This window comes from Paenibacillus turicensis, assembly GCF_050461185.1.
Lineage (GTDB): Bacteria > Bacillota > Bacilli > Paenibacillales > Paenibacillaceae > Fontibacillus > Fontibacillus turicensis_A.
Genome location: NZ_JBCMOR010000009.1, coordinates 33,178 through 44,847 on the forward strand (window position 1 = coordinate 33,178; position 11,670 = coordinate 44,847).

Sequence of the window (11,670 nt, forward strand, 5' to 3'; positions counted from 1 at the left end):
TTAACCTCCTATTCAGCATTAAAAGAATTGAAATATACCATACGGTTTTTGACCTTCATACTGTCTCCACCTAACACATCAACAAGCTTATATGCAAATGCGTAGGAGGTAGCAGGACCACGACTTGTAATGAGATTACCGTCTACAACAACAATGTCTTCCTTAAATGTTCCGGTAGTTTCAATCTTATTTTCATAACCAACATAAGCTGTGAATTGCTTGTTTTCTAGCAAGCCAGCTTCGGCAAGTGCAATCGGAGCTGCACACATTGCGGCTACATACTTGTTGCTACTATTCATTTCCTTTAACAAGCTTATTACTTGATCACTTTGTTTTAAATTGGATGCGCCTGGCATACCTCCTGGAAGCACAACCATGTCATATTGACTTGTCTCAGCGCCAAGAATAGCATCAGCTTTAACGACAATATCGTGCGCCCCACGTACTAATTCGCTGTCAATACTTATTAAATGGGCTGTAATTTCCGCTCTTCTTAAAATATCAACAATGGTCAGCGTTTCACTTTCCTCGAAACCGTCTGCCAAAAGTACTGCAACCTTCTTCACGTTTAACCCCTCCTGAATCAAAAATTATTACACCAATAAATTAGCATAATAATTAGCAACCTGAAAGCGCATTAAATTTGCTTGCATGTAACTTTTAGTTGCAGTATGCTTTTTTAAATCCTTTTGTTTGAAAAATTAGATCAAGGAGGTTCTTATGTTTAACAATTATCACTACTTTTTGGTCCTATCGGAAGAGCTTAATTTATCCAATGCTGCAAAGCGTTTATTTATTTCTCATCAAGCACTTAGTAAATACTTAAAAGGATTAGAGGAAAGTTATGGTGTGGCATTTTTTGAGCGTAAGCCCAAAATTGCTTTAACACAGGCAGGAATAACAATGCTAAATGCGTTAAGACAGGTCGAGCTTATTGAGCAAAATTTAGGCAACCAGCTCACAGATATAAAGGAGGACAAATCAGGTACGATCCATTTTGGGATTACAGAAGGGAGGTATCCGATTATTGTCCCGAAGCTACTGAAAGAATTTCGTCTGCTCCATCCCAAGGTAGAATTAGTGATTCACCGTACTACTTCACCAGAAATGCAGGATATGGTTGTTAATAATTCACTAGACATATTTTTGTCAGGTATAAGTAATATTACCGTTGCTAATCTTAAATATGAAAAAGTGATCGAAGAACATATGTATATCGTTATTTCAGATAACTTGTTAAGGCAATATTTCAGCGATCAATATCCAGCTTGTATAGAGAAATTTTCTAAAGGTGTAGACCTACGTCAATTTCAGCATGTTCCCTTTATATTAAATAAGAAAAATTTTAATTCGCGAATTATGATTGATCAGCACCTTGCGAAGCTAGGGATTACACTCAATACGATTGCGGAGCTAACACAGCCTGATATTCATTACTTATTATGTGCCGAAGATTATGCGGCTTGCTTCTGTCTAACCATGTATCTTTCAGGTATTAATCATTTAAACCAATCGCTACCTAAGGATGCTCGTCTACATGTGTTCCCAATCGCTCAATTTCAGAGTGTGAATCCACTTGCTTTGATTTATCACAAAAATAAAATATTTCCACCGTATGTCAATGATTTAAAACAAATAGTTAAAAGATTGTGTAGTCCAGATTCTTATTATTCATCACAAATTCAGTCCCTTCTTAATAAGCAAACATAAATTTTTAACTGCAAAATTTTAATTTAGAATACTAGTTCATCTGCAACAAAAAGTTGCTACAGTGAAGAAACAGTTGCTTGAATGTGTAAGCAAACGTCAATTATATTGGGGGTGTTCGATAAAGGAATAGAGGAGATGCAGATGGATTATTTAATCGATGGCTTGGCAGATTATGTAAGCCGTTTAAAGTATGAGGATCTGACAGAGAGATCCGTTGAAGTTGCAAAGCAGGTTATCACAGATAGCTATGCCAATATGGTGTTTGGGCGTTATTGCGAAGCAAGCGAAAAAATAATGAGCTATGCCTATATGATGGAAATTAATATTAAAAATGAAACACCTGTACTTTTACTTGGACAAAATAAAGAATACACAGGACTTGATACAGCTGTATTTGTGCACACCATGATGGCGCGTTGTGCTGATCTGGATGATGGCTATCGACATGCGATGGGTCACCCTGGATCAGTATTAGTTCCATTGTTACTCACAATAGCTAACCAAGAGCAGATAAGTGGGAAGGAAATGATTACAGCAATAGTAGCTGCCTACGATATTTATGCACGTTTGGGTGAGGCGTTAAACCCGTTTATGTATCGAGAAAAGGGCTTTGATGCTACGGGTGTATGTGGAGCTGTTGCCGCCGCGGCGTTAGCTTGTAAAATTAAAAAGCTAAGCATGACGCAGACGAAAGATGCGATGGGGATTGCCTCTCTATTTACAGGCGGCTTAATTGAATACCAAAATGACGGTACGTCAGGGAAAATATTGTGCAGTGGTTGGGCAGCGCTTACAGGACTAAGAGCCGTTAGACTTGCCATCTGTGGATTCAGTGGACCAAATGCTGCTTTAGAAGGAAGATACGGCTTTTTCCAAGCGTTTCAGGGTACGAGTGGTTACTGTGATACAACGTCTGTATTAAAAGATTTAGGAACAGACTTTAAAATTAATCGCATTTATTTTAAACGTCATGCATGTCAACGAGGATTACATGCCCTATTAGATGGAATTGTTGATTTAAGAGCACAACATGGGCTTCGGCCAGCTATAATTAGATCAATTCAAATCTATACTTCGTCATTTGTATATCGCTTATCGAATCCAAATCCTAGCACAGCAGTTGGTGCACAAGCTAGCACGCAGTTTACAACAGCGGTTGCCTTGAAATATGGAAAAATGGATTCGGAAGAGTTGGTATTCAAGAGCTTTACTGATCCAGAAATTCATGAGCTTGTGAAAAAGGTAGAAGTGATTAAGGATGACGAGGTACAGTCGTATTTAGATCACCACCCAACCCATTTTTGTGCTGCAAAAATCGTCATTACTACAGTGGAGGGGAACCAATATGAGAGCTGGAATCCGGTTCCGCTTGGGGATGAGGAAACTCCTTTTGGATGGGATATGCTGAGGGATAAGTTTGAAAGCTTATTCAACCATTCTCCTGCCAAAGATTCAAAGGTTTCGGTGCAAGCACGTTTTGAGCTTCTACGACATTTTGAGGAAATAAGTACAAGCAGTCAATTAAATGAGATTGAATCTTTGTTTGTCTTGTAATTGCTTTTTAAAATTGCCAAAACATAAAATAGACCTCCAACGTAGTGAAATGTTGAAGGTCTAATTTTATTGAAAAATATGAGAGTCTATTGCAAATCACTATTTAGCTGTGCGCTTTTTGAAGCCCATCAGGAATTCATAAACGATAGGTACAATAACTAGCGTTAACAGAGTGGAACTTATTAGACCACCAATTACAGTGACCCCTAGTCCCTTAGAAATAATCCCTGCACTACGCTCTAATCCTGTAATTAACGGTAGCAATGCTCCGATCGTTGCTAAAGCCGTCATTAGAATTGGCCGTAGACGTGTAGCTCCTGCTTCTAGCAACGCTTCGCGTGTAGATAAGCCCTCACGCTCTTTATGAATGACGCGGTCAACAAGGACAATCGCATTTGTTACTACGATCCCAATGAGCATGAGAACGCCCATAAGTGCGGAGACGTTGATCGTTTCGCCCGCAAGCAGTAAAGCTATCATCGCACCGATAATAATAAACGGTAATGAGAACAAGACTGCAAATGGTGCAAGCCCGCCACCAAAGGTAACAACTAGGATGAAGTAAACGATCGCAACCGCAGCGATCATCGCAATTCCTAATTGACCAAATGTATCTGCGATTTGCTCAGTTACCCCACCAAAGGTTACTTTAACGCCTTCAGGAAGCTTCAACGTATCGATTTTTTTTGAGATACTATCAGAAGCAGATTGAACATTATCAGTTAAAATATTTGCATTAACGGTTACAACCATTTTTCCACCTATACGCATAATGGAGTTTGGTGATGTTCCTTTTTCAATTTTAGCAACATCTTTAATTTTTACTTCCATTCCTAGTGGAGAGGTGATTGTTGCATTTTCCATATCCTTAATGGAAGAATAAGCTTCACTATCAGCATTTACATAAACTTTATATTCCTTGCCATCCACCTCAACATTGGTGAGCACAGGACGTTCACGTTCAGGGCTTAGCTTCATTGCAATCTGCCCTGCGGTTAAGCCAAGACTACTTAGCTTCTGTTGATTGGCTACGATTGTGTATTGCTCATAGGAAGTTGATAGACTTGTTTTTGCCTTTTCAAATGTTTTGGTATCTTCCTTAAGCCAAGTCAAAATTTGCTCAGATACCGGTTCAATATCCTTTAAGTTATCGCCAAACACATTAACAGTTAAGCCATTTCCGGTAAATCCACTAAACATTGCTGCAGAATTATCCGCCCAAGTCCCCTTTGGAACCTCTGTTTCAAGGCCAGCGATTAATTCTTTCTTCACATTTTCGAAGTCTTTTACATCGCTGTGATAACCAACAAAAAATAGAGCAGATTTACTATTAGCGGACGCCATTGTTAATTGGTTTCCTCCACCAATTGAATATTGTACTTTTTCTACATCTTTTTGCTTCAATACATATTTCTCAGCCTTAAGCATTTTGTCCTGTACGTCTTCTAAAGTATCCCCAGGGCCTGGTGTATAAGCAACGATTGCATATTTGTCACCTTGCTCGGGAATAAAGCTAACCCCGATAAGTGGGTACAATGCCGCACTACCAATTAGTAAAATAATTGCAGCACCAAACGTAATTAGCTTATGAGAAAGGCTCCAGTTTAATATTTTTTGATATTGTTTTGCAAGACCACGTGGCTTACCTTCATGATTATGTTGCTTACCCTTAACCCCTCTACGGAATAAAGTATGTGCAAGTGCAGGCACAAGCGTAATCGCAACAACAAAGGAGGCTAGTAGTGAGAATACCATCGTTAATGCAAATGGTTTAAATAGTGCCCCTACCATCCCACTAACGTAAGCTAATGGAAGGAATACGGCGATAGTTACAATTGTTGAAGATAAGATTGGGACAAGCATTTCACGTGTAGCATCAATAATCAGCTCTCCGCCTTTTATCTTCTCATTTTTTAATGAAAGGCGACGATACACGTTTTCAATGACGACAATCGAGTCATCCACTACCCGACCAATAGCTACGGTCATTGCGCCAAGCGTCATCATATTCAAAGAAATGTCCATTTCCTTTAAGGCTAATACAGCAATTAACAAGGAAAGTGGAATTGAAATAATAGAGATAATAGTTGAACGAATATCGCGTAAAAAGATTAAAATAATAAATATTGCAAAAATCGCACCAAATAATGCTTTAGATAACATCGTATTTACAGAATCAGTTACAGGTTGACCTTGATCCATAATGACATTAAATTGTACGCTCGGATAATCTTTACCAAGCCGATCAATGGTATCCTTTACTGCGTTAACCACTTCTACAGTATTTGCATCGTTAGATTTTACAACTTGGATACCAATCGCGTCTTTTCCATTTGTACGAGAAATGGAGTGGACCTTCTTGACTGTTTCAATTTTAGCAATTTCACTTAATTTTACAGTTGGAATACCTGTAGGAATTGCGCCTTGAGGCATTTGGTTTGCTTGAGCCCCTTGAGCCGCACCTTGCGCTCCTTGTGCACCCTGTGATCCTTCAGCATTTGGCATTCCTTGTGCACCTTGAGCACTTTGAGGGTTTTGCATTCCTTGTGTACGAGGGTCTTGGGTAGGCATATAAGGGATTTCAAGATTTTTTAGATTATCAATTGTGATAATATCGCCATCAACTACGACAGCTTTTTGTGCATCCTCCATCTCAAATAAACCAAGTGGGGCACGTAATACAGAGCCTTGAACGATCCCTTTCACGGTATCCTCGTCAAGTCCAAGCTGCTTCATTTTTTCTTTATTAAAAGAAAGGACAACTTCCTTATTATAGTTACCTAATAGCTGAACAGCAGCGACGCCACTTGCATCTTCAAGCTTAGGCACAATTTCATTTTCGGCAGTACGAGTAAGCTTCTCTAAATCAGAAGAATCCTTATCGGATAAGCTAAGTGTCGCAACTGGCATGGAGTTCATGCTAAAGCGTGAGATTTGTGGTTTTTTAGCACCATCAGGTAATACGAATTCATTTAAAACCTCACGTACCGTTGCGGTAGCGTTATCTAGGTTCGTATCATATTCAAACTCAATAAGTACAGATGACACGTTTTCCATCGAGGTAGAGGTCAATGTTTTTACGCCTTCAACCCCATGGAGCTTTTGTTCAAGTGGCTTAGATATGTCCTTTACGACACCTTCTGGTGCAGCACCAGGGTAAACAGTTGTAATGTTCAAATAAGGCACGTTGATATTCGGTAGTATCTCTTGCTTCATCGTAAGTCCACTGTATAGACCCACAGCAGTTACAATGATCGTAAGCAGCCAAATGGCAAACTTATTTTTCAAAGAGAACTGAATTAAATTTTTCATCACAGTAGGGTAACTCCTCTCGCTTGCTTTAAGCGTGTTGATTTTTTTCTCTTTAATGCTGATTTAGTCTTACTTGGAATTTTTACAAAAAGTATGAATCAAGTAATTGTTGAAGCTCTTGAATATAAGTATGTGTCTCAGGGAATTGACTAATATTAGCAAGCATACCTGAAATAATGGCTCTTCTAGGCTTAAGCTGCTGCAATTCAAGCTCCAAGATGGCGACCGATTCAATCGCCTGCTGGATCTCATTGTTTATCGGTCCTTGTTTAAGTACATGCTTGATATCCTTTAAAATAAGCAACGGATGTCTTTTGAAGCTGAGCTTGGAGCTAGAGGAATTAAACCACTCGTGAATCATTTGTGATGAAATCAGGGGCTTAATTTGTTTGTCAATTGCTCCATTTGCTGAAATATCTAAAATATCTGTTGCAAACTCAGCCATTTGCTGTGTACCAATTTTCACCTCTGCATCGAGAAAAAGGTTGATATAGGTAAAGAGCAGCCCATATATAATGGTGAGTAAATCTAAAGTATAAGGCGAAACCTTCTCACCATACATTTTAATAAGATGATCGATAAAGTAGCCAGTAAGCTGCTTTAATTGCTCTTGATGCATCAGCATCTCCCCAGATGGACTTTTGCCATTTGCCATAATTTCGCGAGAGTAGTTCACGATCAAGTCCTTTAACTCTAGAACGAGCTCCAAAATGACTTCGATATAACGCGTGAATCTTTGTCTTGGATTAAGCCCTTGCTCTTGTTCCACAAGTCTAAGCTGGTTTTTTAGCATTTCAAAGCAATACATATGAATACTTTTCTCTAGTTCTTCCTTCGATTTAAAATGTAGATACAGGCTTCCTTTAGATACACCACAAGCTTTTGCAATTTCCTGCATCGACGTTAACGCAACGCCTTTACTCGAAAAAAGCTGCATGGCTGTTCGTAATATCAGACTTTTTTTATCTTCTGACTTACTGATCAAGGTACAATCATCACCCTTTCTGACTAGTCGGTTCTATACATGACTCATTAGTCAAAAAAATTATATTACAAAATTTTATGAATATCAATGGCATACAACCTCTAGGAAGAAGGACAATGTTACTGTACAATAAATCTATTGCAATTAAATTGAGATTTATGAAATTAATTGAGATTAATGAAACGAACAGATACGATAATCGTATTGGCATATATGACATAAAGACAGAGGGGGCTTCTAATGAGGCGAGGATTACAGATTACTTTAATTGTGGCTACATTATTTGCCTTTTATTATTTTGGTTTTGGGGTTTTTGGTAGTTTTGGTGGGACCTTATTAAGTATTTTTCAGACCTTAACTGTGATCACGATCGGACTTGCCATTTTCATGGAAAACCGTAATCCCTCCAGTACTGTTACTTGGATGCTCCTATTAGCACTTTTGCCCGTGGTTGGACTTATTTTATATTTCTTCTTAGGGCAAAATTATTTTAAACGTCGGAAATTTGATAAAAAGGCACAAGAGGATCGCAAAAGCTATGAGGCTCTTGATCGTCCTGGAAACTTAGCTCCGCGTGACTTATCGCAATTTACACCCGAACAACAACGGCTCCTACAATTATCTCAGCGAATAGCTAGAACGCCATTTTCAATGGCAACAACTACGCAGGTGTTAACGAATGGGGAAGAGACGTTTACTTCGCTCTTACAAGAGCTAAAACAGGCTAAACATCATATTCATATGGAATATTACATTTATCGCGCAGACATGATTGGACGTGAAATCCAAAAAACATTGATCGAACGTGCACGTGCTGGGGTTGAAGTTAGATTTATGTATGATGCTGTCGGGAGTATCGGCTTGCCAGAAGCCTTTGTTAAGGAGCTTAGAGATGCTGGTGTATCTGTAGGTATTTTTGGCGAGGTTCGTTTTCTTGCGTTATCCAGCCGCGTAAACTATCGAAATCACCGCAAAATTGTTGTGATTGATGGGGATACCGGATTCATTGGTGGACTTAATGTAGGTGATGAGTACTTAAGTCGGAATAAAACGTATGGCTTCTGGCGTGACACCCATATGTTAGTGAAGGGCGAAGCCGTTCGTTCGCTGCAAATTATATTTTTACAGGATTGGCAATATGTCACCGGTGAAAAAATTATGGATCTGAAATATTTCGCCCCTGTCCCACGACTAGGTGAGATGGGTGCTGTACAAATCATACCAAGTGGACCTGATAATGAGAGCAGTACACTTAAAAATATATTTTTCTCCATGATTACGACCGCAAAAAAATCAGTTTGGCTAGCAACACCTTATTTTATACCTGATGATGATATTTTAAGCGCTTTGCGAATGGCGGCGTTATCGGGGCTGGATGTCAGCATTTTGTTCCCTGCAAGACCTGACAAATGGTTACCCTTCCTTGCTTCACATTCCTATTTTCCAAGTTTACTTGAAGCAGGTGTTAAAATTTTTGAATATGAGAAAGGTTTTTTACATTCTAAAATATTGATTGCGGATGGCGAAGTTGCAACAGTTGGGACTGCAAATATGGATATGCGTAGCTTCCATTTGAACTTCGAGGTTAATGCGTTACTCGTTGGAACGGATACGGTGGATAAGGTGGTTAAGGATTTCCAACGTGATTTATTATCAGCGAAGCTACTGCGACCTGAGGATATTAAACGGAAACGGATTATGGTTCGCTTCATGGAATCGGCAGCACGTTTGATGTCTCCACTGTTATAGTGCAAGGAGGAAATCGTACATGAATGAGACGGAAAAGAGAAAAACGGAGCATATCCGTATTTGTTTAAATGAGCAGGTCGCTGCACAAGGCATTCAAAATGGACTGGAACGGTATCGCTTTAGACATAATGCCCTGCCTGAAATAAATTTTGATGATATTGAACTTGGGACAAGCTTTTTAGGGGCGCGGATACGTACCCCATTGCTAATGAGCTCAATGACAGGTGGTAGTGAACTGGCAGGAATGATTAATGAGCGGTTAGCGAAGGCAGCACAACAGCGTGGATGGAGTCTTGGCGTAGGTTCTGTACGTGCAGCTGTCGAAAACCGTGATCTTGCCTCCACCTTTCAGGTTCGGCGATTTGCGCCGGATGTTCCTGTAATTGCGAACATTGGCGCAGTTCAGTTTAATTACGGGTTTGGCATTGATGATTGTATGAGTGCCATAAACATCACCGAAGCCGATATGCTTGTGTTGCACCTCAATAGTATGCAGGAAGTATTTCAGCCAGAGGGGAACACCTCCTTTAAAGGACTGTTACAACAAATTGAAGCATTATGTTCTGCTCTTCCCATCCCAATTGGGGTAAAGGAAGTAGGCTGGGGAATTGATACGGATACTGCAAAACGATTGTATAATGCAGGTGTTTCATTTATTGATGTAGCTGGTGCAGGAGGAACGTCTTGGAGTCAAGTTGAGAAGTTTCGAGGCGATGATGTTGTTCGTCAAGCGGCTGCGGAGGCTTTTGCAGATTGGGGAATTCCAACGGCGAACTGTATTCGTGAAGTAAGGGCTGCGCTGCCAGAGGTTGCGCTCATTGGAAGTGGGGGCATACGTACAGGGGTTGATGTTGCTAAAGCGATTGCGCTTGGCGCAGATGTTGTAGGCTTAGGGAGATCGCTACTTGCTGCTGCGGTGGAGTCGGAAGAAGCGCTAGATGCAGTGCTAGAGCGGATTGAGCTAGAGCTACGGATTGCAATGTTTGGGATTGGTGCAGAGCAAATCGAGGACTTGCGCCATACACCAAGATTAGTACGCTTAGAATAATGTTTGTTTAACTTGGAATAAAATCTTCCTTGAAATATATGAGCTAGATATGTACTATGATTGAAGAGGATAAGCAAAAACGTACAAGTTAGCGTGAAATCATCCGATATAATGTAAAATAGTTTAGATAAATCAGATTAATGAGGAGTTGTCAGTTCTTATGGCTTTAAAAGCAGGAATTGTAGGTTTGCCTAACGTTGGGAAATCTACACTGTTTAACGCAATCACACAAGCAGGTGCAGAATCTGCAAACTATCCGTTTTGTACGATCGACCCTAACGTTGGTGTCGTGGAGGTTCCAGATGAGCGTCTTGATAAATTAACGGAGCTTGTTGTGCCTAATCGTACTGTACCTACTGCATTTGAATTTGTAGATATCGCAGGTTTAGTGCGTGGTGCAAGTAAAGGGGAAGGTCTTGGTAACAAGTTTCTTGCTCATATTCGTGAAGTGGATGCGATTGTACATGTAGTTAGATGCTTTGAAGATGAGAATATTACCCATGTTGATGGTAAAATAAATCCGATTAGTGATATCCAAACGATTAATCTTGAGTTAATTTTAGCTGACTTGGATAGTGTAGAGAAAAAAATTGACCGTACGCGTAAAAATATGAAGGGTGGCAACAAGCAGTTTGCTCAAGAGGTTGAAGTGCTGGAGCGTGTGAAGGAAGCCCTTTATAATGATCAGCCTGCACGTAGTGTAGAATTAACGGACGACGAATTGCTTATTATTCGTGATTTGCACTTGTTAACCTTAAAGCCTGTATTGTATGCGGCAAATGTAAGTGAAGGTGAAGTTGCGAACACAGAAGGTAACCCTTATGTACAGCAAGTGAAGGAATTTGCGGCTGCTGAAGGGGCAGAGGTTGTGCCAATTAGTGCGAAGGTAGAAGCCGAAATTGCTGAGCTAGAAGGCGAAGATAAAGAGATGTTCCTAGAGGAGCTTGGCTTATCTGCATCTGGTCTTGATCGTTTGATTCAAGCTGCATATCGTCTGTTAGGTCTTTACACTTACTTTACAGCTGGTGTGCAAGAGGTTCGTGCTTGGACGATCCGTAAAGGAACAAAAGCACCTGGCGCAGCAGGTGTCATTCACTCTGACTTCGAGCGTGGCTTTATTCGTGCAGAAGTAGTCTCCTATGACGATCTACTTGCAGCAGGTAGCATGAATGGTGCGAAGGAACGTGGACAATTACGCTTAGAAGGTAAGGAATATATTGTGCAAGATGGCGATGTTATGCACTTCCGTTTTAACGTATAATTATGATATAATTAAAAGTCGTCTACCCTCCCAGTTGATTGGTGAGGGTAC

General features: G+C 40.1%; 8 protein-coding genes. 5 read left to right on the forward strand and 3 right to left on the reverse strand.

The window, feature by feature from the left end; all coding sequences use genetic code 11:
- Positions 1-8: 8 nt before the first annotated feature.
- On the reverse strand, positions 9-566 hold the full coding sequence (locus ABE099_RS14585; protein ID WP_430031869.1) for a DJ-1 family glyoxalase III: 558 nt from the start codon (positions 564-566) through the stop codon (positions 9-11).
- A gap of 154 nt (positions 567-720) precedes the next feature.
- Here ABE099_RS14585 and ABE099_RS14590 point away from each other — a divergent pair, with 154 nt between their 5' ends.
- Both ABE099_RS14590 and ABE099_RS14595 read left to right on the forward strand, forming a co-directional pair.
- On the forward strand, positions 721-1,710 hold the full coding sequence (locus tag ABE099_RS14590) for a LysR family transcriptional regulator (protein ID WP_430031870.1): 990 nt from the start codon (positions 721-723) through the stop codon (positions 1,708-1,710).
- Positions 1,711-1,851: 141 nt separating this feature from the next.
- Positions 1,852-3,264, forward strand: a complete 1,413-nt coding sequence (locus ABE099_RS14595) for an MmgE/PrpD family protein (protein ID WP_430031871.1) — start codon at positions 1,852-1,854, stop codon at positions 3,262-3,264.
- Between the two features lie 99 nt (positions 3,265-3,363).
- Here ABE099_RS14595 and ABE099_RS14600 read toward each other — a convergent pair whose 3' ends face one another.
- Entirely contained in the window at positions 3,364-6,576 is a 3,213-nt protein-coding gene (locus tag ABE099_RS14600; RefSeq protein ID WP_430031872.1) for an efflux RND transporter permease subunit, read from the reverse strand.
- Positions 6,577-6,658: 82 nt separating this feature from the next.
- The gene (locus ABE099_RS14605) at positions 6,659-7,561 is read right to left on the reverse strand and encodes a TetR/AcrR family transcriptional regulator (RefSeq protein WP_430031873.1); all 903 of its coding nucleotides are present in this window, start codon (positions 7,559-7,561) and stop codon (positions 6,659-6,661) included.
- A gap of 240 nt (positions 7,562-7,801) precedes the next feature.
- Between ABE099_RS14605 and cls the strand changes: the two genes are divergently transcribed.
- The 3 genes from cls (at position 7,802) to ychF (ending at position 11,619) form a co-directional block, all read left to right on the forward strand.
- Positions 7,802-9,310 (forward strand): cardiolipin synthase, encoded by a 1,509-nt coding sequence (gene cls / locus ABE099_RS14610; protein WP_430031874.1) that lies wholly within the window; start codon positions 7,802-7,804, stop codon positions 9,308-9,310.
- 19 nt (positions 9,311-9,329) lie between these two features.
- Positions 9,330-10,358 carry a type 2 isopentenyl-diphosphate Delta-isomerase gene (fni, locus tag ABE099_RS14615; RefSeq protein ID WP_430031875.1) on the forward strand — a complete coding sequence of 343 codons (1,029 nt, stop codon included), beginning with the start codon at positions 9,330-9,332 and terminating at the stop codon, positions 10,356-10,358.
- A 160-nt stretch (positions 10,359-10,518) separates the two neighbouring features.
- Positions 10,519-11,619: a redox-regulated ATPase YchF gene (gene ychF / locus ABE099_RS14620; RefSeq protein ID WP_430031876.1), complete on the forward strand. Its 1,101-nt coding sequence runs from the start codon at positions 10,519-10,521 to the stop codon at positions 11,617-11,619.
- Positions 11,620-11,670 lie beyond the last annotated feature (51 nt).

What these genes read in the sequence shown, in the direction of transcription:
- ABE099_RS14595 (WP_430031871.1), top strand. Translation starts at nt 1,852, where the DNA reads ATGGATTATTTAATCGATGGCTTGGCAGATTATGTAAGCCGTTTAAAG.
- cls (WP_430031874.1), top strand. Translation starts at nt 7,802, where the DNA reads ATGAGGCGAGGATTACAGATTACTTTAATTGTGGCTACATTATTTGCC.
- ychF (WP_430031876.1), top strand. Translation starts at nt 10,519, where the DNA reads ATGGCTTTAAAAGCAGGAATTGTAGGTTTGCCTAACGTTGGGAAATCT.
- ABE099_RS14590 (WP_430031870.1), top strand. Translation starts at nt 721, where the DNA reads ATGTTTAACAATTATCACTACTTTTTGGTCCTATCGGAAGAGCTTAAT.
- ABE099_RS14600 (WP_430031872.1), bottom strand. Translation starts at nt 6,576, where the DNA reads ATGAAAAATTTAATTCAGTTCTCTTTGAAAAATAAGTTTGCCATTTGG.
- fni (WP_430031875.1), top strand. Translation starts at nt 9,330, where the DNA reads ATGAATGAGACGGAAAAGAGAAAAACGGAGCATATCCGTATTTGTTTA.